We start from the raw sequence: 19,044 nt of genomic DNA, 5'->3' as shown, positions 1-19,044 counted from the left end.
ACGACCGCCGCAGCTGTACTGACTAGGGCATGTCCTGCGGATCTTTTTCATGATCGTGTGCGGATGATGGATCGTGGTGGGTCGTGGTGAGCTGACGGATAGGGCTTGGGCAGCGATTGCGCCGTTGCTGCCTGTGGCAGACGGGTCGCAGGGGTGGGCGGTGGCGTAGTCATCGGCAGGTGATCGACGTGATCTTGTGGCATGAGCGGACGGGTGCGCCGTGGCGTGATCTGCCGGAACGCTATGGGCCGTGGAAGACCGCGCATGAGCGGTTGCGGAAGTGGGCCTCGGACGGAACCTGGGACCGGATCCTGGAGCACGTCATCGTCAAAGACGACTCGCTGGGCACGCTGGAGGACAACGTCGAGTTCGTGATCAGCGTCGATTCCACGAGTGTCCGGGCGCATCAGCACGCGGCCGGCGCCCGGAGAAAAGGGGCTGCGCGGACTGGATCGAGGACCTCGCCGTCGACGGGGAATGCCTCGGGCGCTCGCGGGGCGGATTGACCACCAAACTCCACCTGGCCGTCGACTCCGCGGGTTTGCCGTTGGCGGTGATCCTCACGCCGGGACAGGCCGGGGACAACCCGCAGCTGCTTCCGCTGCTGGATGACATCCGTGACATCGAGGTGGACGGACAGAAAATACGGGTCGGGCGGGTGCTCGCCGACAAGGCCTACACCCACCCGAGCACCCGGATAGCGCTGCGGGAGCGCGGGATCAAGGCCACCATTCCCGAACGCGCCGACCAGATCGCCCGCCGCGAAGCCAAGGGCAGCGCGGGTGGCAGGCCACCGGCCTTCGACCCCGACCTCTGCAAGCTCCGCAACGTGGTCGAGCGCTGCTTCAACAGGCTCAAACAATTCCGTGGCCTGGCAACACGATACGCCAAACGAGCCGCCTACCACCGCGCCGAGATCATCCTCGCCTGCATCGTCCTCCACCTCCGATGAAGATCCCCAGGACACGTCCTAGTCCCACAGGTCGGGTGGGCCGAGACAGGTTCCAGGCCAGCAGTCGAGCACTGAGCGTCACGAATGCTGATCTCGGAGCAGTGCAATTGTCCGCCCTCGTCGGCGACGAACTCGAGGAGCGGGTGGCGGACGCCGAGCACTGGGGGCGCTACCCGTCGCCCTATCTCCGCAGAGACGTTGCGGAAGCAGTTACGGGTCGGTGCGACGACCTCGCGGACTCTGGTGGCAGTGGTCCGCCCTGAAATGGCGCCGGATAAGTCACCCTTGCTGGCTGCCCCTTGACTCCCGACCAGGAGGTCGGGTCTCTTGGACCAGATCGACGATGCGGATGCCGGGAACTCTGTACACGGGGCTGGAGTTCCAGCGCACCCAGACTGCGATTGCTCCCACCTCGGACGCGAACTGTTTTTTCTCTCGGCTGCGTGGCCTGTTCTGGGAGTCGATCTCGATCACGAGGTCTGGCCATCCGGCCTTGGTGAGAACGAGGTCGATGAATCCGCACAGGTAGCCGTCAGATGGAATGAACGGCGGTACCAGCTCCGGAAAGGGCGTCCAAGGGCCAGTGAGATCGTGCTCCCCCCCCAAGTGCAGATCAGGCGGGTGATGGCTGAGGTCGTCGCGGCGGTACCGGCGCTGCCGCTCGCGCGTCCGGCCACCGCTGTGTCGATCGAGTCCTTCAGGTGTTTGCGCAGCGACGCCACTGTGGCGTGGATCTGCACGGTGGACACGCGCCGCGGGTTCGGCAGGTCGAGAATGTGCAGCAGTCCTTGAGTCCAGCAGCATCGGTCCCTGAACTGGGTCGGCTCGCCTGCTCTGCGGGCCCGGCGAAGCTGTAGGACCCGCTGAGCAATTCGCGGAACCCCCGATCCGGGGCGAGCGTCGTGACCGACTTCTCGAGAAACCCGGCGATAACCCGCCCACGGATCCGGATCCTGGGCGGCGTCGAGCGCTTGCTGTTCCGCGGCGGCGAACCGGGGCTCGTACACGTCGTGGATCAGGTCATCCTTCGTCGCGAACTTGCGGTACACCGTGGCGACGCCCACTTCGGCTGCTTTGGCCACGTCGGCCAGCGTGGCGTTGCACCCGTGAGTGGCGAAGACGTCGGCCGCCGCCGTGAGGATCCGGGCGAGGTTCGCCTTCGCGTCTCGTCGTGACGGGCCCCGGAGCCGGAGACTCGTCGGATCGGAGGCACGCGACTGGGGCATTGGCCGGATTTACCGGTCACCGGTGAGTCCGCTCATCGACGACTCGGCGGTCGGCCTTGACAATTTGGTCAGTGAACAAGTCTACTCGAAAGGGAGTTGGTCGCTGACCAAAATTCAAGGAGGGTGCGATATCCGGTAAGACCTGGCTCATCACGGGTGCGTCCGCGGGCTTCGGCCGGGAATGGACCGAAGCCGCACTCGAACGCGGCGACCGGGTGGCGGCGTTCAGCCGCTCGGCCGACGCGTTCGACGGCCTCGCCGAGACCCACGGCGAAGCGATCCTGCCTCTGCGGGTCGACATCACCGACCGCGCCGAAGTCCTCGACGCGGTGCGGCGCGTGACCGAGCACTTCGGCGGGATCGACATCGTGATCAACAACGCCGATTACGGCCTCTTCGGCATGGTCGAGGAGGTGACCGAACTGCAAGCGCGCGATCAGCTCGAGGTCAACCTGTTCGGCTCATTGTGGGTCACCCAGGCGGTGCTGCCGTACCTGCGGGGCCGCGGCAGTGGGCATCTCATCCAGGTGTCGTCCATCGCCGGGGTCTACTCACTGCCAGGCTTGGGGCTCTACCACGCCTCCAAGTTCGCCGTGGAGGGCTTCACCGCCAGTCTTGCGGCCGAAGTGGAGGACTTCGGCGTCAAGGTCACGCTGATCGAACCGGCCGGGTATGCCACCGATTGGGCGGGCTCGTCGGCGGTGCAGGCCGAGCGATCCTCCGTCTACGACGATTTCCGCGCGGCGATGACCCGTCCGGCCGCGAAACGAGGGGAGCCCGGCGCCACCCGCGCCGCCATCCTGCAGATCGTCGACGCCGACGAGCCGCCGCTGAGGATCTTCTTCGGGCAGGGGCCGCTGCCGTTGATCAAGAAGGAGTACGCCGCCCGGATCGAGGAATGGGAACGCTGGGACGAGGTGTCCCAGGCGGCGTTCGGCGGCTGAAGTCGTGCTCGCCGGACTTGTACGATGACCAAAACGCTTGGCGGTGAGGAGGCCGTGACCGCGATGCGCTGGACACAGGAAGACGTGATCGAAGCTGCCTTCACGACGCTGGAAGCCGAAGGGCTCGAAAAGCTGTCGCTGCGCGGTGTCGCTCGCACACTGGGCGCCCACCTCAACTCGGTCAGCTGGTACGTCAAGACCAAGCAGACACTGATCGAGACCATGGCCGACACCATCGTCGGCACGGTGCGTACCGACGACCTCCCGGCCGATCCCGTCGAGCGCGTCCGGATCGTGGCAGGCCGTTACCGGTTGGCGATGCTCGCGCACCGCGACGGCGGCCGCCTCGTCGCAGGCACCCACACCGGCACCGGTAACACTTTCCGCGTCGCCGAGACGATCGTCGGCGCTTTGCTCGAAGCCGGCCACACCGAGGCGGGCGCCGCCCGGTTGTGCTGGGCGATCGTCTACTTCAGCCTCGGCTTGACCCAGGAGCAGCAGACCCCCGCTGCCGCGTCGGCGCGCGAATTCGGGCGGCTGCTCGAAACCGGCGCCTATCCGGCACTGGCGAAAGTCGGCGAGCACCTCATGATCGCCGACTCCTTCGACGCCCGTTTCGACCACGGCATCGGTCGGCTCCTGGCCGGGTGACAGCGAGACCCAGGAGCTCGATCGACGTGAGGTGGTCACCTGAGGTCCCTCACTATGTGGACTTTGGGGCGTTGGATGACCCAAATTCCGCACCCGTTACTCGACGTCGCATTTCCCTTGCCCCTCATAACATCCACCCGGCGACCGGTCGTGAGTGTGGGTGCATCCAGGTGACATGTACGCCTCAAGTGGAGAAAGGACGTGACCGTCGCGCCCAGCCTGGTCGCTCACTGTACGAGCGACTGGAGGCCGATTCCTTCCGTCGTCGCGACCGCGGGTCAGTACGGGATGCCCGCGTCGACGTCGTCCCTGATCCGCTGGGCCAGCCGCACCAGTGTCGTCAGTTCCTCGGCGGTGGCGCGGTTCAGCAGGTGCCTTCGGACCGAGTCGGCGTGCGCCGGAGCTACGGCGTCGATGACCCGGTGCTCGGGGAGCGGGTCACCAGGCCGCGGGCTTCCATTCTGGTCGGCTGATTCGACATGCGGCTCTTCGACCAGTACGTGGCCGAGGCGAGATCTTGCTGCAGCATCGGGCCGGTGTCGGCTTCGGCGAGATGCAACAGCACGCTGTGATCCGCGGAGGACAGATCCGACACTTCCCGTACGTCGGAGGCGAAGCGGTAGCGGAGCAGCGACCGCCAGACATGGTTCTCGTCGGCGGAAAGGGCGGTGTGATCGGCCATGTCGTCAAGCTGCCCATTCAGCAGGCGCCCGCCCTCCGGAGCCGGATCACGCCGAAAGCGGACCGAAAGCGGAAGTCGCGCTTTCGTGGAACCCGGATACCATGACCGGGGTGCGGATCTTGATCGTGGAGGACGAGACGGGGCTGGTCAGCGCCTTGCGGATCGCTCTGGAGCGTGAGGGTTACGCGGTTGACTGCGCGCACACCGTGGCGTCCGCAGGGGAGAAGCTCGCCGTCACGGCCTACGACCTCGTACTGCTCGACGTGAACCTGCCGGACGGCTCGGGGTTCGACCTCGCGACCGATATCCGCCGCGGCAGGCTCGCCTCGGCCCCGAAGATCCTGATGCTCACCGCGCGTGGCGGGTTGAACGACCGGGTCCGCGGCCTTGACCGTGGCGCGGACGACTACCTGGTGAAGCCCTTCGCGATCGCCGAGCTCAGCGCCCGGGTCCGGGCCCTGCTGCGACGGGATCACAGCGAGGGGACCGCCGTGCTCACGCACGGGCCGGTCCGGCTGGACGCGGCACGGCATCTGGCGTGGCGTGGCGGCCGGGAGCTGCCGCTGACGCTGAAGGAGTTCTCCATTCTGCGTTATCTACTGGCCCGTCCCGGTTACGTGGTCAGCGCCGAAGAATTGCTGGAGCATGTCTGGGACGAGAATGCCGACCCGCTCTCCCAGACGGTTCGCGTCACCGTCGGCACCCTGCGCCGCAAGCTGACCGTGGACGGTGAGGATCCTCTCCTGGAGACGGTGACTGGGCGCGGCTACCGGCTCCGTATTCTCGCTGCCACAGAACAGCCGGTATGACACGCGGCCGGTGGGCATGGGTGCGCCCGCCGTGGCCGCGCACGATCCGCATGCGGCTCACCCTCACCTACTCGGCCCTGCTGTTCGGGATCACCGTGGTCCTGCTGTTCGGGGCCTACGTGGCGTTGTCTTGGTCGATCATCGCCGCCCCGCTGGATTCGGTACTGGTGCGAAAGTTCCAGCGGATGGGGGACGGCACCGTCGTCTACAAGCCGGGGGAGACGTTCGAGCTCTCCGACCTCGGCAGTGTGCAGCGGGCTGTCAACTTCACCGCCTTGCAGAACCTGCGGGACTACTCGTTGCTGGCGCTGGCGGTGATGTTCGTGCTCAGCATCGCCATCGGCTGGTGGGTGGCCGGGCGGGCATTGCGCCCGGTCGGCGCGATCACCGCCACCACACAGGACATCACCGCCACGGATCTCTCCCGGCGGATCAACGCGTCGGGCCCGAACGACGAGCTCCGGACGCTCGCGGACACCATCGACGGCATGCTCGAACGGCTCGACCGCGCGTTCCGGGCGGAACGCATGCTCGTCGAGGACATGTCGCACGAGCTGCGTAATCCCGTCTCGATCGTGCAGGCCAACGTCGAGGCCGTCCTCGGCAACGAGTCGTCGACCGCGCTCGAAAGACAGGAGGCCAGTGCCGTCGTCCTCGAGGCCACCCGGCGGATGCGCCGTCTGCTCGAAGACCTGCTCGCCACCGCGCGGCTGCGCTCGGAGACCTTCGTCGACCGCGACATAGACCTGGCCGCCGTCGCCGCCGCCGCGGCGCGGGAACACCGCCTCGTCTCCGCACGGCGCGGGCTGCGCATCCACGAGGCGTTGCACCCCGGCCCGATCGTGTACGGCGACGCCGACGCCCTCAACCGGGCCTTGGGCAACCTGCTGTCCAACGCGATCCGGCTGGCGCCGGAAGGCAGCACGATCACCGTCGGCACCGGCAGCCGGGACGGCTGGGCATGGGCGGCGGTGGGCGACGAGGGCCCCGGGGTTCCGGTGGAGGCGCAGGACCGGGTGTTCGACCGGTTCTCCCGCGCCGACGAGACCAGCAGGCGCAGTGCGGACAGCACGGGGCTCGGGCTCGCGATCGCACGGCAGATCGCGGAAAGCCAGGAAGGGAAGCTCGTGCTCGGCCGCAGCGGCCCCGACGGCAGCACCTTCGTGCTCTGGTTGCCCGACCGGGCGCTCGACGGAAGCCGTCCGCGCTCGGCCGTTCCGCCGGCCGGGGACCCGCTGCGGTAGTCCGGCGCACGTGTCCGAAAACGATCGGAAAACCGATCGAAAGCGCACCGAAAGACCATTTGCCGAGGCCTATTCGCGGGGTTAGCGTGATCGAATCCGGACCAAAATGGAGGTCATTGTGAGCGCTCCGATCGCCTGGGAACCCAAACGGCGAACTGTGCTCCAGGTGACTGGTGGCGCCGCGGCGATGATAGGTATCTCGCAGGTCACGGAAGCTTCTTCGGCGGCCGTTGCCGCGGTTGACGCCGCATCGTCCACAGTGGACGTCAGGCTGAAGGTGAACGGCGCCGAGTATCGGCTGGCCGTGGAACCCAGGGTCACGCTGCTCGACGCGTTACGGGAGCGATTGGACCTCACCGGTACCAAGAAGGGCTGCGATCGAGGCGAATGCGGGGCGTGCACGGTGCTCATCGGTGATCGCCGCGTCAAGTCCTGCCTCACGCTGGCGGTGATGCGCCAGAACGAGGCGATCACCACGATCGAAGGCCTGGCCGACGGCGACAAGCTGCATCCGGTACAGACGGCCTTCCTTCGGCGTGACGCTTTCCAGTGCGGTGGCTGCACTTCCGGGCAGATCATGTCTGCGGTCGGATGTATCGAAGAAGGGCACACGGGATCCGCGGACGAGATTCGGGAGTGGATGAGCGGCAACCTCTGCCGTTGTGCCTGCTACGCCAACATCGTCACCGCTGTCCAGGACGCCGCGCAGGAGATCCGCCGATGAAAGCCTTCGAATACGCCAGACCGTCCACAGTGGCCGACGCCGTCCGGCTGGTCGGAGAACGCCCGCGGGCCGGGTTCATCGCCGGCGGCACCGATCTGCTCAACCTGATGAAGGACGGTGCCCGCGCCCACGACCGGATCGTGGACATCAACGAACTGCCACTCGGTGACGTGGTACAGGCGGGCGGGGTTCTCCGCATCGGCGCGCTGGCCAGGATGGCCGACGTGGCCGCGCACCCGGCTGTCCGGAGCGCACTGCCGGCGGTATCCCAGGCACTGCTGGCATCGGCGTCGCCGCAGGTCCGGAACATGGCCGCGATCGGCGGGAACGTCTTGCAGCGCACGCGATGCGGCTATTTCCGCGACTCGGGATCGCCGTGCAACAAACGGGCTCCAGGCAGCGGCTGCCCTGCTTTGGAGGGTAGGAATCGTGGCCACGCCGTCCTTGGCGGCAGTGACCATTGCATCGCCGTCCATCCGTCCGATCTCGCGGTCGCGCTGCTGGCGGTCGACGCGGTCGTGCTGACTCAGGGGCCCGCCGGTCCGCGCAGGATTCCCGTGGGCGACTTCCATTTACTGCCTGGGACGACGCCGGACCGCGAGACGGTGCTGGCGCACGGGGAACTGATCTTGGGTATCGAAGTGCCGCTGACGCCGATGGCGGCCAAGTCCGGTTATCTGAAACTGCGGGACCGGACGACTTTCGAATTCGCCGTCGTCGCTGTCGCCGCGGCACTGGACCTGCGCGGCAACGTCGTTCGCGACGTCCGGCTCACCTTCGGCGGTGTCGCCACCAAACCTTGGCGCTCGCCGGAAGCCGAAGCCGCGCTGCGCGGAAAGCGCATCACCGACGCGACCCTCACGGCGGCGGGACAGGCACTCGTTCGCGGGGCCGTACCGCGGGCGGAGAACGCGTTCAAAGTCGATCTGGTGCAACGGGCCTTGGCCGGCCACCTGCGCGAACTGGGAGGAGTGCGATGAGTCAGCCGGTAGGGCAGGCACTCGAACGTGTCGACGGTGTGGCGAAGGTGACCGGGGGCGCTCGCTACGCCGCCGACCACACGTTCCCCGGCATGCTGCACGGATGCCTTGTGCTGAGCACCGTCGCTCGCGGCACGATCGCGTCGATGGACCTGTCGGCCGCGCGGGCCGCTCCCGGCGTCGTGGCCGTCTACAACCACGAGAACGCGCCTCGGCTCGGCACCGGCACTCCTCCGATGCAGAACGCGACCATCAACACGAACGGGCAGATCATCGGCTACGTCGTGGCGGAGACCGTCGAGCAGGCACAGGACGCGGCCACGATGGTGACAGTGACCTACGAGGACCAGCAGGCCCCGCAGGCGGGTATCGACGATGTGCTCGGCGAGGTGTTCCTGTTGCCGAACCAGGGCGAACTGATCGTCGGTGATCCGCGAGCCGGGCTCGCGCAGGCGGACGTGACTCTCACCGGCCGTTACTCCAGCCCGACCCACCACCACAATGCGATCGAGCCGCACGCGATCGTGGCCGTCTGGGATGGTGACCGGTTCACCGCGTACCTCAGCACACAGGGCGTCGGTGGTTCCCTGCGCAGCTTGACCGGCGCGGTGGGAGTTCCTCCGGCCAACGGCCACGTGCTCTGCGAGTATCTCGGTGGGGGATTCGGCGGGAAGACGTCCGCGGCCGCGGGGCCGTATGCGCAGTTCACCGTGGCCATCGCCCGCTCGCTGGGCAGGCCGCTCAAGCTGGTGCTGACCCAGGCGCAGTTGTACTCGGTCATCGGGCAGCGCGCGGAATACCGGGCCGACGTCACGCTCGGAGCCAAGAGCAGCGGTCAGCTGACGTCGTTGATCCATATCGGCACTCAGCAGGTTTCACGGAACAGCCAGCAGAGCTTCAACCCGAACCGCTCGATCCAGCGGCTCTACGCGGTGCCCAACCTGCACACCCGCGCCCAGGGTGCCCGGCTCGACCTCCCGACCGGGCAGTTCATGCGGGCACCAGAGTTCCCGGCGCATTTCGCCCTCGAGACCGCCCTGGACGAACTCAGCTACAAGCTCGGCATGGACCCGGTGGAGCTGCGGATCCGGAACTACACCGACATCAGCCCCTCGACCGGTCTGCGCTTCAGCAGCAAGTACCTCCTCGATGCTTATGCCATGGCGCGCAAAGCTTTCGGGTGGGCCCGGCGTAATCCGCGTCCCGGCGCCACGCGTTCGGGCAACGAGTACGTCGGCTGGGGCATGGCCACCGAAATGCACGCCTACGAGGGCGGTCCGGCGTCCGCGCTGGTCAGGGTCGGACTCGACGGGATCGCGGTCGCGCAGTGCGCTACCCAGGACATCGGCACCGGCACGTACACGGTGATGACGCAGGTGGCGGGCCAGGCGTTGGGAATTCCGGTGGCACAGGTCAAATTCCAGCTCGGCGACTCCAGCTACCCGGCCGCAGGAACGTCGGCGTCCTCATCGACCGTGCCCACCGTGACCGGCGCGGTGGACAAGGCGGCCAAGGCCGTACGCGCCACGGTGATCCAGCTCGCGATCGACGACCCCGCGTCCCCGTTGCACGGCTTGACCGCCGACCAGATCGTCACCGAACACGGATACCTGTTCGCCGCAGCCGATCGATCCCGGCGTGTCAGCTACCGTGATGTCATCTCAAAGCACGGCTCACCCGTGGAGAACACCGCGACCAGCACGAACGAACCGGGCAACAGCTGCGGCGCCGTTTTCGTCGAAGTCAAGGTCGATGCCCGCTACGGCCGGGTTCGGGTGACGCGAATGGTCGGTGCCTACGACTGCGGGCGAGTGCTCAACCGGCAGACCGCGCGCAGCCAGGTGATCGGCGGAATGACCTGGGGTATCGGCACCGCGCTGATGGAGCACACCACCTACGACCACCGCACGGCGCGGGTGACCAATCCGAATCTGTCGACGTACCTGCTGGCGGTCAACGCGGACGTGCCCGATCTCGACGTGATGTTCGTGGACAAGCCAGATCCCGTGAGCACAGCCTTGGGTGCACGGGGTTTCGGTGAATGCCCGATGACGGGCGTCCCGGCGGCGATCGGCAACGCCATCTACCACGCCACCGGCCGCCGAATCCGCGATCTGCCCATCACACAGGACAAGCTGCTCTAAGCCCGAGAACGGATGATGGGGAACTGTCAAGACGAGCTCCCCCCGTCGGTTCGTGTCCTGGTCTTGATCAACGATTCCCGCCTCGGGGGCTGCCGGAGTCCGCGTCCTTGCCGTTGTCGCGGCAGGGGCCGCAGTACGGTCTGTCGGTGCCGAAGCAGGTGATGCTGTCGGTGGGCATGAGGAACCAGTGCCGTTCGATGCAGCGCACTTTCACGTGGAGGAGGCCGGCGAGCCGAGACTCCCATTCGATCGTGGCGACGTTCCCGCACTCGGGGCAGGCCACCAGCGCGATCTCCGAGTGCTTGCCGTGGCCGTCATGGGCTGTCATCGGGAGATGCCTCCTGTCGCGTTCGGTCGTGGGCGCGGCGGCCGGGCTGCGAGACCGACCGCCGCGCCTTCGCCGCGAGGCGTCGGCACCCGGCTCACGCGCTGGGGATGATCCCGAGCTGCTGGAGGACCGTCACGCCGTCGTCGAGCCCGAGTTCTTCGACGATGAGACCGTTCTGGACCTTGAGGACGGTCGTGCCGGTGAAGCGGAGGGTCTTGCCGGACGCCGCCGGCGTTGATCCGATGGGGAGGTCGTCGAAGACGATCGGTCCGGTGTGCGTGCCTCCGCCTTCCCACTGGCCCACGACGTAGTCGCCCTCGGCGATGAGGTCAGCGGTGCCCCCGAAACCGAGGTCCGGGAACGCGGTGCGGAACCTGGTCGCGAATTCACGCACCTCGTCGCGGCCTCGCATGGGTTTGTGCAGCGAGTACTCGAACCGGATGTCGGGAGCGGCGAGGTCGTCGATCACACCGGGGTTGAAGGGGTTACCCCAGAATTCCGTGAACCATCGGCTGACGACGTCTTTGTTCTCCTGCAATGACATTCTTTGTCTCCTTCTGTGTACGGGTGGCTGTCGAGACTTTCCGATGCCTGGGGACATAAGGAAGACGTTGGCCGCGGCTCAGACGTGAGATCTGGCCCGAGAAATGTGTGCGCGGAGGCCGGATTTGTCGTCAACGCCCGCACTCCGAGATTCGACGAGCCGTCGTGCGCTGGTGTCGGCCCCGCGCGTGTGGGCGATCGCGTGCGGTTGCATGACGGCCGAGAGGCCGCTGCAGGGCACAACGTCATCGTTCTGGTCGCGAGCGGCGTGCACGAGCGAAGGCCGGTCGTCCGAGCCCTCTGGGGCGCGACGGGGAACGCTGGCAGGCCGCGAAGCCAGGTCCTCCAGGGCCTGGGTCAGGTCATTCCGGTGACGCGCATGGTGATGTTGATGCGTCCGGCGGTGAGCCCGGTGGCTGGATCACCGGTGCCGGAGTGGGTCTTCGGTACTCCGTGGTAGGCGTAGCGGCTGGGGCCACCGAAGACGAACGCGTCGCCGCCGGCGAGTTCGATGTCGGTGTAGGGCTGTCCGCGGTCGGTGGTGTTGCCGAATCGGAAACGGCAGGCGTCGCCGATGCTGAGTGACACCACGGGTTCGTCGGAGTGTTCGTCCTTGTCCTGGTGCATACCGAGTTTCGAATCGCGATGGTAGAAGTTCACCAGGGCGGTGTCGGGCTAGTAGCGGATCGCGGAGTCGGGATCGCGGTAGGCGTCGGCAAGAGCTTGGCGGCCGAGGTCGGCAAGCCAGTCGGGAAGCGGGAGGACGGTGGCGCCGTTGACGTCGCCGGCGGCGCGGGTGTAGCGGTAGGGCTGCCAGTGCCAGCCGAGGCAGACCGTTTCGACCGACATCCGGTGTCCACTGGGCAGCGCCGCCGCCCGAATGGGGACCGGACCGCGGCTCCAGGTGCGGAACGCGCCGACGAGACGCCGTTGCTGTTCGAGGTTCAGCCAGCCGGGCAGATGTACCGCCCCAGGCGCGATGTCGCGGCGTGGACGCGGCAGGTCGAAGAGGGTGTGGTCGACCGGTCGTGGTGGTGTCACCAGAGTTGCCCTCGTTCCTCGACCGCGGGCTTTTCCAGTTCCAGCAGGAACTGTTTGCGTGTGAGGCCGCCGGCGTAGCCCGTGAGTGTGCCGTTCTTTCCGACCACGCGGTGGCACGGGATCAGGATGCACAGCGGGTTGCGCCCGACGGCGGCGCCGACGTCACGGGCCAGTCGCGGATCGCCGAGGGCGGTCGCGATGTCGCCGTAGGTGGTCGTGGCGCCGTAGGGGATCGTCGCGACGTGGGCCCAGACGGCGTGGTGGAAGTCGTCGCCGTCGGCGTGGATCGGCAGGTCGAAGTCGGTGCGGTCGCCAGCGAAGTAGCTCGTGAGCTGGCGGGAGGCGTTCTCGAACCGGTGATCGTCGCGCGGACCGAACGCGGACCGGTCGGGGTTGCCCCAATGGTGCGGGAAGTACAGGCGGGTCAGGTTGTCGTCGTCGGTGACCATGGTGAGGTCGCCGATCGGGGAGTCGATGATCGTGTGGACGGTGGACATGGTTCAGTTCCTCACGGGAGAGCTGGCTGGCGGGGCGGCCTGCTGTCGAGATCGAGCAGGTGTGACCTGGTCAGCGAGCGTCGACGTGGACGGGTGAGCCGTCCGTCGCCATCGAGCACGCGGCGACGGAGAACTCGAGGACACGCAGCGGGTTGCGGCACTCGGGGTTCCGGCTCACGCGTGGAGACGCGTAAGCCGCCGGTTTCGTGAGGTGGTTCGCGGAACGGCTCGGGCCCACACCGGGGTATCAACCTCGGCCGGGAATGCCGCAGCCTGCGACCCGTCCTCATCGGGCGTTGTGGAAGATGATGCCGAGCACGGTGCGGGTGCCGGTGTGGACTGTGCCGGTGCCGTGGCGCATCGCGTGGCGGCGGTAGCCGTGCGCGCCGAGGACCGGCCGGTGCCGGACGGGGAACACGAGTCCGTGCCCGCGCTGGGGGCGCAGGACGAGCACGCGGGACTGGGAGCGGGGGCGTTGTTCGACGAACACGCTTTCCCCGCCGGTGAAGTCGCGGTCGGGCTGGTTGAGCATGATCGCGGCCTGCAGTGGGAAGACGATGTCGCCGTAGAGGTCCTGGTGCAGGGTGGCGTGGTCGCCGGGCCCGTAGCGCAGGAGCAGCGGAGTGGGTTTGTACTGGCCCGCTTCAGCGCATTCGGTAGCCAAATCCCGGTGCGCCAGCGGGAACCGGCGCTCCTTCAGCAGGGGTGCCCAGTCGTTGGCGATGCCGGCCAGCGGAGGGTATAGGCGCTCACGCAGTCGCTGGACGAGGCCGGGCAGCGGGTCGGCGAGATAGCGGTAGGTGCCGCGCCCGAACCCGTGCCGCTGCATGACCACCGTGCTGCGGAATCGCGCGGGCTCGTCCCACCAGGAGAGGGCCTCCGCGCACTCCTCTGCCGACAGGAGCGGGTCGGTGAGCGCGACCCCGTCGGTGTCGAGCGCGTCGCGTACCGCGGTCCAGGACGTGCCCGCCGGAGCGTCGGGCTCTGGCGCAGACGACTGGGCGAACAAATCCAAGGTGTGCTGTGCCATCACGATCTCCTGGGGTCCTTGTGGCTGGGTGGGGTGACGCGGGTCGGGTATCCGCCGGACCCCGGGACACTTGGCGCTGCGGGGTCAGCCACGAAGGGGACGTCGGAGTCTCTGGCCAGGGTGCGGCCTAGCAGGTCCAGCTCACCGAATTCGTGCGTGGTGAGCTCGACGCCTGCGGCCGAGGTGTTCTCTTCGAGGTGGGTGATCGAGCCGGCTTCGGGGATCGGCAGGATCGCCGGAGAGCGGTGCAGCAGCCACGCCAGCGAAAGCTGCGCGGTACTGACGCCGTGGCACGCGGCGAGATCAGCGAACGGGTTTCCCTGCTCGGCAAGAATCCCCTGGGCGATCGGGGACGCCGAGATGAACACGATCCCGGTGGCCTGACAGTGATCGATGACCGGGTCGCTGTCCCGGACGATGAGGTTGTAGCGATTCCGCACGCTGGCCACGTTCGCCCCGGCCGCCCGCGCTCGCTTCAGCGTATCGATGTCTACTTTGGACAGTCCGATGTGGCGGATCTTGCCCTCGTCCTGCAAGGCCTTGAGGGCGCCGAACTGGTCGTCCGCGGGGATGGCGGGGTCGAGGCGGGGCAGTTGCCACAGGTCGATCCGCTCCACCCGCAGGCGCCGTAGCGAGGTTTCGGCCTGACGGCGCAGATAGTCGGGGCGGCCGCAGGGCTTCCCCTGGCCGGGGCGGGCGCGCAGCGGTCCGGCCGTGGTGGCGATCACCAGGTCCTCGGGGTAGGGGTGCAGGGCCTCGGCGATGAGGTCTTCGGTGAGGTTCGGGGTGCCGCTGTCAGCGGTGTCGATGAAGGTGATCCCCAGTTCCACGGCCCGCCGCAGCACCTGTTTCGTGGTCTCGGTGCCGTCGGGCAGGCCGCCGGTGCCAGGGCCGGTCAGGCGTGTCGGGCCGTGGCCGATCCGGGCGACGGTCAGTTCCCGGCCGAGCGTGATAGTGCCAGCGCGGGTGGCCTGCACGGTTCTGCCGGGCGACGACCGTGTCTCGGCCGCCTGGGCGAACGAACTGGCCAGCAGGAACGTGTCGAACAGGGCGCGGCCCTGGTCGTTGGCGGGATCGAAGGCGACACCGCCGACGTTGAGCCGGAGCTGCCCGTCGATGATCCGCGGCGTCATCGCCTCCAGATCCTGCGGCGACCAGGCGAGCCGATCCAGGGCCGGGACGGTGAGCGTGTCTCCCGGCAGGCATGTCGCGAACGCCCGCTCCAGCCCAGGCCGCTCAGGGCGAGGTCCTGCTGATTCGACGTCGACGTACAGGTCATCCGGCCTTACGCCAAGCCCGGTAAGGATCGTGTGGACAGTGGCGTAGTCCTCGTCACCCGGAGCGATCAGCGAGTAGCCGATGGCGGTGGACATTGGCGAATCCCCTTTCACGATCCTCGCAAGCGGCGTCCTTCGACACCGTCACCCGGTAGACGCCGGGCCGTGGCGGAACGTGAGCTGTGATCGGCACCGCATTCGATCGCGGCAGCTGTCCACGAGTGAAACGCGCGCGGAGCGTGGCTTTGGCACCGCCGTGCGCAGGCGAAGCTGCCGGGTCACCGACCGTCCGTGGGCGGCCAGACGCCGGAACTACCGCGACGGTGGCTGTCGAGCAGGTGGGTGTCGACGATGCCGGTGGCCTCCATCAGCGCGAACATCGTCGTCGGGCCGACGAACGCGAACCCGTGCCGCCGCAGTGCCGTCGCCAGGGCGACCGACTCCGGCGACTGGGTCGGGATGTCCTCCACCCAGCGCGGCGACGGCGTGCTGTGTGGCCGGAAGGACCACACCAGCGCGTCCAGCCCGCCGTTGTCGCGCAACGCGATCGTCGCGCGGGCGTTGGTGACCGCCGCGTCGATCTTGCGCCGGTTGCGGACGATCCGGGGGTCGGTCATGAGCCGCGCGATGTCGCGCTCGCCGTAGCCGGCCACCCGGTCGGGGTCGAATCCGTCGAAAGCGTCGCGGAACGCGGGCCGCTTGCGCAGGATCGTGGCCCACGACAGCCCGGCCTGGAACGCCTCCAGGCTGATCCTCTCGTAGAGGTTCTGTTCGCCATGGACGGGCATGCCCCACTCGGTGTCGTAGTACTCCCGCAGCAAGGGATCGGTCGCGGCCCACGGCGGCCGGGCGAGTCCGTCGTCACCGACCACCGCGCCGGTGCGGGTGCGGGTCACTGCGGACTGCCCGGGTGATCGACGAGCAGGGTACGGACGATCTCCCAGCTGCCGCCGTCGGCGTGCGCGCCGCGCAGACCGTCGAACGTGCCGATGCCGCCGGCCTGGATGAGCGCGGGGACAGCGAGCCCGGACGTGGCGATAGTCCGCTGCGGACTCCACTCTGTCGAGCAGACCAGCCGGCGTCCCATGCCGATCCATCCCGCCGGGGTAGCCGTGACGATCCAGGCATCCGGGTCCGGGGCGGCGAAACGCCGCGCTTGGCGTAACCATGACGCGGCGGTCTCCGGCCAGGCCACCGTGGCCAGCACGAGCCCGCCGCGCCCGGTCCATGCGTCGGCGATCCGCGCCGCGTTGGCGTGGGAGACCTCGTCGGCCGCGCGGCCGATCACCACACTGGCCGGCCGGGGGCGCATCCCGTGTAGCAACCGCAGGATCGTGCCGATCTCGGTGTCGTCGCAGAGCGCCGGGCGGGACGGCTGGACGGGGATCCTGGGCAGGGGTGAGTAGGACCGCGCGTCGGACACGGACGCAAGGGGGGAGATCATGGTCGTGGTGTCTTTCCGGTCTGCTTGTGCTTCCAGACCTGGTACTTCTCGGGCAGGCAGGAACAGCAGGGGCGGTAGCCCGCGGCGAGGGCGGTGGCTTCGTCGGCGAAGAACACCCGATGCCGCACGTAGCCGCCGCGGGCGATCGCGCGCAACGCCGCCGGGCAGTCCAGACGGCCGTAAAGCTTGCTCCGGCGATGCCCGCCCAGCGTTCCCGGTTCGGCACTCTCATACGGGTTGCCGTCCGCGCCGATCAGCGTGTAGGTCCTCATCAGGTGGCGTCGTGGAACACGAGGCCGAGTGTGTGCCGCGAACCCGACCGGACCGCCGACACACCATGGCGCACCGGCGAAGCCGACCAGCCACGCGCGGAGCGAACCGGCCGGTCGCGGGTGGTGAACACCAAGCCGTGCCCTTGCGGGATCAACGTCGCGGTGCCACGCGACTGCGCCCGTGGCCGCTGTTCGACCAGCAAGAACTCCCCGCCGGTGTGGTCCGTGCCCGGCTGGTTGAGGTTGATCACCACCTGCAGAGGGAACACCTTGTCGCCGTAAAGATCTCGGTGCAGCGCGTTCCAGCCGCCCGTCTCGTACCGCAGCAGGATCGGCGTCGGCCGTGTCTGCCCGGCACCGTGGCAGATCGCCAGCCACTCCTCCAACGTGGACGGCCACTCCGCTTCACGGCCCAGCTTGGCGTACCAGTCCTGGGCGATGGGCAGCAGCCGCGGATACAGCGCCTGGCGCAGCGCCTGAACCGGATCCGGGACCGGCTCGGCGAAGTAACGGTAGTCGCCGTTGTCCCCGAAACGGTGCCGACGCAGATTCACCGTCGCCCGGAACCGTTCGACCTTGTCCCACAGAGCGACGATCTTCGCGCACTCGGCCGGAGTCAGCAGTCGTGGTAGCAGAGCGCAACCGTAGTCGTCGACCTCGGCGGTCACCGCGGCCCAGTCGGCCGCGGCGACCCGCTTCTCGAACCTGTTCACGCCGCCTCCAGCGTCAGCAACGTCCGCTTGGCGTCCTCGCCGCCGACGTAGCCGCCGAACGACCCGTCGGAGCGCACGACCCTGTGGCACGGCACCACGACCGGCAGCGGGTTGGTCGCACACGCGGTCCCGACCGCACGCACCGCCCTCGGACTTCCGGCCGCGGCGGCGACCTGGGCGTAGCTTTCGGTGTCGCCGTACCCGATCTCCGGCAGATGCGCCAGCACCGCGCGCCGAAACCCCTTCGACAGCCGGAAGTCCAGGGGAACGTCGAAGGTCCGGCGTCCGCCGCCGAAGTACTCCTCCAGCTGCCGGGCCACAGCGTCCAGCCGCGCCGGAGCGCGCAGGATCCGCGGGCTCACCGTGTCGGCCAGCTTCGCCAGCACGGCGTCGTGGTCTTCCCGGCCGTAGGCGACCCGGACCAGGCCCGCCTCGGTAGCGGCCAGCAACAGCGTGCCAACCGGAGTGTCCAGGGTGCGATAAGCCAGGTCGAGCAGCCCGTCACGCTGAGCCGCCGCGACCAGCCGCTCATGCAGCCGCCGCGTCGCGTCCGGATCGACGTCCGGCAACGGGTCGAACAAGTCTCTGGCCTGGTCGTCGGACATGGTCATCATGATGTCGCTCCTTCCCTGTCGGCGGGGCGCCGGTAGGTGGCTCTGAGGGATTTGACGCCGTCGGCCGCCGCCCGACGGGCAGCATCGGTACTGCCCCCGGTGATCTCGGCGATCTCGCGGTAAGGCAGCCCGCCGAGGTAGTGATAGGCGACGGCCACGCGCTGTTTGTCCGGCAACCGCGCCAGTGCGTCCCACAGATCGCCAGCCCAGGCTTCCGGCCGCCCGGTGGCGCTTGGCCGCTCCGGGACCTCCTCGACCGGAACAGCCCGCCGGGTACGGGCCCTGGTGACGTCGATGGCCTTACGGTGCGCGATCGTGACCAGCCACGCTTCGACATTCGCGTCGGCGGGCAGCCCAGGATACGCCTTCAACGCGGCCAGGAACGTCTCCGACCAGGCGTCCTCCGCGTCCACCGGACCCAGCACGGCCCGGCACACCCGCAGCACCATCGGCCCGAACTGGACCACGATCTGTTCGAACGGTTTCACGATCACACCCCGAAGACGCCCCGGCACCGCAGAACGTGAGATCGAAAATCCAACGGCCTCTTCTGCCTGGTCAACCCGACTGATCCCACTCATCGAACGCGGCATCACCCGGCATGACCAGTAACACCGCCGCACCCGACCGAGTGACACGCGTCCCGGCCCGGTTTCCTCGGGCGTCGGCGGCCGAGTGCCGCGCCCGCCCGGCATGGCTCCACTGGGACGAGCCGGGACGCTACAGCAGCGGGACACCCGCGACCGCGTCGTCCGTTTTCCAGGTAGGTCGCCGGGCAAGGAACGGAGGGCGGCAATTCGATCGGCTAGTGGCTTGTGGATCGCGCTGACCGGATATCCGGCCGCTCTCCCTTCCAAAGGATGGCGGCGACGACATCGTGGGTGATCGGCGTGAGGCCGACCGCACACGCGCCTTCGAGTGCGCGCGCC

General features: G+C 68.2%; 20 protein-coding genes and 2 pseudogenes. 8 read left to right on the top strand and 14 right to left on the bottom strand.

The features are described from left to right. Window positions 1-73: 73 nt before the first annotated feature. Window positions 74-952, top strand: a pseudogene (locus AMYAL_RS49035) (IS5 family transposase). A 470-nt stretch (window positions 953-1,422) separates the two neighbouring features. On the opposite strand, the gene AMYAL_RS50725 reads toward AMYAL_RS49035, so the two are convergent. After that, complete coding sequence (locus AMYAL_RS50725) at window positions 1,423-2,034, bottom strand: TetR/AcrR family transcriptional regulator (protein ID WP_245193359.1); 612 nt, start codon at window positions 2,032-2,034, stop codon at window positions 1,423-1,425. A gap of 272 nt (window positions 2,035-2,306) precedes the next feature. On the opposite strand from AMYAL_RS50725, the gene AMYAL_RS0144795 reads away from it, so the two are divergent. Both AMYAL_RS0144795 and AMYAL_RS0144790 read left to right on the top strand, forming a co-directional pair. Next, a complete protein-coding gene (locus tag AMYAL_RS0144795) occupies window positions 2,307-3,122 on the top strand; it encodes an SDR family NAD(P)-dependent oxidoreductase (RefSeq protein ID WP_026467980.1) in 816 nt (271 codons plus the stop codon). Window positions 3,123-3,146: 24 nt separating this feature from the next. Further along, window positions 3,147-3,773, top strand: coding sequence for a TetR/AcrR family transcriptional regulator C-terminal domain-containing protein (locus AMYAL_RS0144790; protein ID WP_020637847.1), 627 nt, complete (start codon window positions 3,147-3,149; stop codon window positions 3,771-3,773). Window positions 3,774-4,176: 403 nt separating this feature from the next. Here the strand turns inward: AMYAL_RS0144790 and AMYAL_RS47565 are convergent, their stop codons facing one another. Then, window positions 4,177-4,455 (bottom strand): helix-turn-helix transcriptional regulator, encoded by a 279-nt coding sequence (locus AMYAL_RS47565; RefSeq protein WP_020637846.1) that lies wholly within the window; start codon window positions 4,453-4,455, stop codon window positions 4,177-4,179. A gap of 110 nt (window positions 4,456-4,565) precedes the next feature. Between AMYAL_RS47565 and AMYAL_RS0144780 the strand changes: the two genes are divergently transcribed. From AMYAL_RS0144780 to AMYAL_RS0144760, 5 genes are all read left to right on the top strand, one after another. Further along, window positions 4,566-5,264, top strand: coding sequence for a response regulator transcription factor (locus AMYAL_RS0144780; RefSeq protein ID WP_143267930.1), 699 nt, complete (start codon window positions 4,566-4,568; stop codon window positions 5,262-5,264). After that, on the top strand, window positions 5,261-6,508 hold the full coding sequence (locus AMYAL_RS0144775; RefSeq protein WP_039795061.1) for a sensor histidine kinase: 1,248 nt from the start codon (window positions 5,261-5,263) through the stop codon (window positions 6,506-6,508). Before AMYAL_RS0144780 ends, AMYAL_RS0144775 begins: the two co-directional genes overlap by 4 nt. 259 nt (window positions 6,509-6,767) lie before the next feature. Next, the gene (locus tag AMYAL_RS0144770; protein WP_020637843.1) at window positions 6,768-7,232 is read left to right on the top strand and encodes a (2Fe-2S)-binding protein; all 465 of its coding nucleotides are present in this window, start codon (window positions 6,768-6,770) and stop codon (window positions 7,230-7,232) included. After that, on the top strand, window positions 7,229-8,212 hold the full coding sequence (locus AMYAL_RS0144765; protein WP_020637842.1) for an FAD binding domain-containing protein: 984 nt from the start codon (window positions 7,229-7,231) through the stop codon (window positions 8,210-8,212). The genes AMYAL_RS0144770 and AMYAL_RS0144765 overlap by 4 nt, the downstream gene beginning before the upstream one ends. Beyond that, complete coding sequence (locus AMYAL_RS0144760; RefSeq protein ID WP_020637841.1) at window positions 8,209-10,356, top strand: xanthine dehydrogenase family protein molybdopterin-binding subunit; 2,148 nt, start codon at window positions 8,209-8,211, stop codon at window positions 10,354-10,356. The genes AMYAL_RS0144765 and AMYAL_RS0144760 overlap by 4 nt, the downstream gene beginning before the upstream one ends. A gap of 67 nt (window positions 10,357-10,423) precedes the next feature. Here the strand turns inward: AMYAL_RS0144760 and AMYAL_RS0144755 are convergent, their stop codons facing one another. The 12 genes and pseudogenes from AMYAL_RS0144755 to AMYAL_RS47540 all read right to left on the bottom strand — a co-directional run bounded on the left by AMYAL_RS0144755 (window position 10,424) and on the right by AMYAL_RS47540 (window position 18,609). Then, on the bottom strand, window positions 10,424-10,684 hold the full coding sequence (locus AMYAL_RS0144755; protein ID WP_020637840.1) for a hypothetical protein: 261 nt from the start codon (window positions 10,682-10,684) through the stop codon (window positions 10,424-10,426). Window positions 10,685-10,778: 94 nt separating this feature from the next. Next, window positions 10,779-11,228 (bottom strand): ester cyclase, encoded by a 450-nt coding sequence (locus AMYAL_RS0144750; RefSeq protein WP_020637839.1) that lies wholly within the window; start codon window positions 11,226-11,228, stop codon window positions 10,779-10,781. A 356-nt stretch (window positions 11,229-11,584) separates the two neighbouring features. Continuing rightward, window positions 11,585-12,229: pseudogene (locus AMYAL_RS47560) on the bottom strand (alpha-ketoglutarate-dependent dioxygenase AlkB family protein). Between the two features lie 35 nt (window positions 12,230-12,264). Then, window positions 12,265-12,765, bottom strand: coding sequence for a methylated-DNA--[protein]-cysteine S-methyltransferase (locus tag AMYAL_RS0144740; protein ID WP_020637836.1), 501 nt, complete (start codon window positions 12,763-12,765; stop codon window positions 12,265-12,267). A gap of 286 nt (window positions 12,766-13,051) precedes the next feature. Further along, window positions 13,052-13,795, bottom strand: coding sequence for a 2OG-Fe(II) oxygenase (locus AMYAL_RS0144730; protein WP_020637834.1), 744 nt, complete (start codon window positions 13,793-13,795; stop codon window positions 13,052-13,054). Further along, entirely contained in the window at window positions 13,795-15,168 is a 1,374-nt protein-coding gene (locus AMYAL_RS51010) for an aldo/keto reductase (RefSeq protein WP_020637833.1), read from the bottom strand. The genes AMYAL_RS0144730 and AMYAL_RS51010 overlap by 1 nt, the downstream gene beginning before the upstream one ends. A 182-nt stretch (window positions 15,169-15,350) precedes the next feature. Continuing rightward, complete coding sequence (locus tag AMYAL_RS0144720; protein WP_020637832.1) at window positions 15,351-15,968, bottom strand: DNA-3-methyladenine glycosylase I; 618 nt, start codon at window positions 15,966-15,968, stop codon at window positions 15,351-15,353. After that, window positions 15,965-16,516, bottom strand: coding sequence for a type 1 periplasmic-binding domain-containing protein (locus tag AMYAL_RS50715; RefSeq protein ID WP_245193358.1), 552 nt, complete (start codon window positions 16,514-16,516; stop codon window positions 15,965-15,967). Before AMYAL_RS50715 ends, AMYAL_RS0144720 begins: the two co-directional genes overlap by 4 nt. Next, complete coding sequence (locus AMYAL_RS47545; RefSeq protein WP_020637830.1) at window positions 16,513-16,788, bottom strand: Ada metal-binding domain-containing protein; 276 nt, start codon at window positions 16,786-16,788, stop codon at window positions 16,513-16,515. Before AMYAL_RS47545 ends, AMYAL_RS50715 begins: the two co-directional genes overlap by 4 nt. Further along, window positions 16,788-17,501: a 2OG-Fe(II) oxygenase gene (locus tag AMYAL_RS0144705; protein WP_020637829.1), complete on the bottom strand. Its 714-nt coding sequence runs from the start codon at window positions 17,499-17,501 to the stop codon at window positions 16,788-16,790. The genes AMYAL_RS47545 and AMYAL_RS0144705 overlap by 1 nt, the downstream gene beginning before the upstream one ends. Next, window positions 17,498-18,115, bottom strand: coding sequence for a methylated-DNA--[protein]-cysteine S-methyltransferase (locus tag AMYAL_RS0144700; RefSeq protein WP_020637828.1), 618 nt, complete (start codon window positions 18,113-18,115; stop codon window positions 17,498-17,500). Before AMYAL_RS0144700 ends, AMYAL_RS0144705 begins: the two co-directional genes overlap by 4 nt. Beyond that, window positions 18,112-18,609: an RNA polymerase sigma factor gene (locus tag AMYAL_RS47540; RefSeq protein WP_020637827.1), complete on the bottom strand. Its 498-nt coding sequence runs from the start codon at window positions 18,607-18,609 to the stop codon at window positions 18,112-18,114. Before AMYAL_RS47540 ends, AMYAL_RS0144700 begins: the two co-directional genes overlap by 4 nt. Between the last annotated feature and the right edge of the window lie 435 nt (window positions 18,610-19,044).

The organism is Amycolatopsis alba DSM 44262, from assembly GCF_000384215.1.
In the GTDB taxonomy this organism is placed as follows: Bacteria; Actinomycetota; Actinomycetes; order Mycobacteriales; family Pseudonocardiaceae; genus Amycolatopsis; species Amycolatopsis alba.
The sequence above is the reverse complement of the archived record's forward strand: the minus strand, read 5'-3'. Positions and strand labels throughout refer to the sequence as shown.

Excerpts from the sequence above, each read along its gene's own strand:
- AMYAL_RS0144730 (WP_020637834.1), bottom strand. The coding sequence starts at position 13,795 with ATGGCACAGCACACCTTGGATTTGTTCGCCCAGTCGTCTGCGCCAGAG.
- AMYAL_RS0144700 (WP_020637828.1), bottom strand. The coding sequence starts at position 18,115 with ATGATGACCATGTCCGACGACCAGGCCAGAGACTTGTTCGACCCGTTG.
- AMYAL_RS47545 (WP_020637830.1), bottom strand. The coding sequence starts at position 16,788 with ATGAGGACCTACACGCTGATCGGCGCGGACGGCAACCCGTATGAGAGT.
- AMYAL_RS51010 (WP_020637833.1), bottom strand. The coding sequence starts at position 15,168 with ATGTCCACCGCCATCGGCTACTCGCTGATCGCTCCGGGTGACGAGGAC.
- AMYAL_RS0144775 (WP_039795061.1), top strand. The coding sequence starts at position 5,261 with ATGACACGCGGCCGGTGGGCATGGGTGCGCCCGCCGTGGCCGCGCACG.
- AMYAL_RS0144790 (WP_020637847.1), top strand. The coding sequence starts at position 3,147 with ATGACCAAAACGCTTGGCGGTGAGGAGGCCGTGACCGCGATGCGCTGG.
- AMYAL_RS0144765 (WP_020637842.1), top strand. The coding sequence starts at position 7,229 with ATGAAAGCCTTCGAATACGCCAGACCGTCCACAGTGGCCGACGCCGTC.
- AMYAL_RS0144760 (WP_020637841.1), top strand. The coding sequence starts at position 8,209 with ATGAGTCAGCCGGTAGGGCAGGCACTCGAACGTGTCGACGGTGTGGCG.
- AMYAL_RS0144755 (WP_020637840.1), bottom strand. The coding sequence starts at position 10,684 with ATGACAGCCCATGACGGCCACGGCAAGCACTCGGAGATCGCGCTGGTG.
- AMYAL_RS47565 (WP_020637846.1), bottom strand. The coding sequence starts at position 4,455 with ATGGCCGATCACACCGCCCTTTCCGCCGACGAGAACCATGTCTGGCGG.
- AMYAL_RS50715 (WP_245193358.1), bottom strand. The coding sequence starts at position 16,516 with ATGATCTCCCCCCTTGCGTCCGTGTCCGACGCGCGGTCCTACTCACCC.
- AMYAL_RS0144740 (WP_020637836.1), bottom strand. The coding sequence starts at position 12,765 with ATGTCCACCGTCCACACGATCATCGACTCCCCGATCGGCGACCTCACC.
- AMYAL_RS0144750 (WP_020637839.1), bottom strand. The coding sequence starts at position 11,228 with ATGTCATTGCAGGAGAACAAAGACGTCGTCAGCCGATGGTTCACGGAA.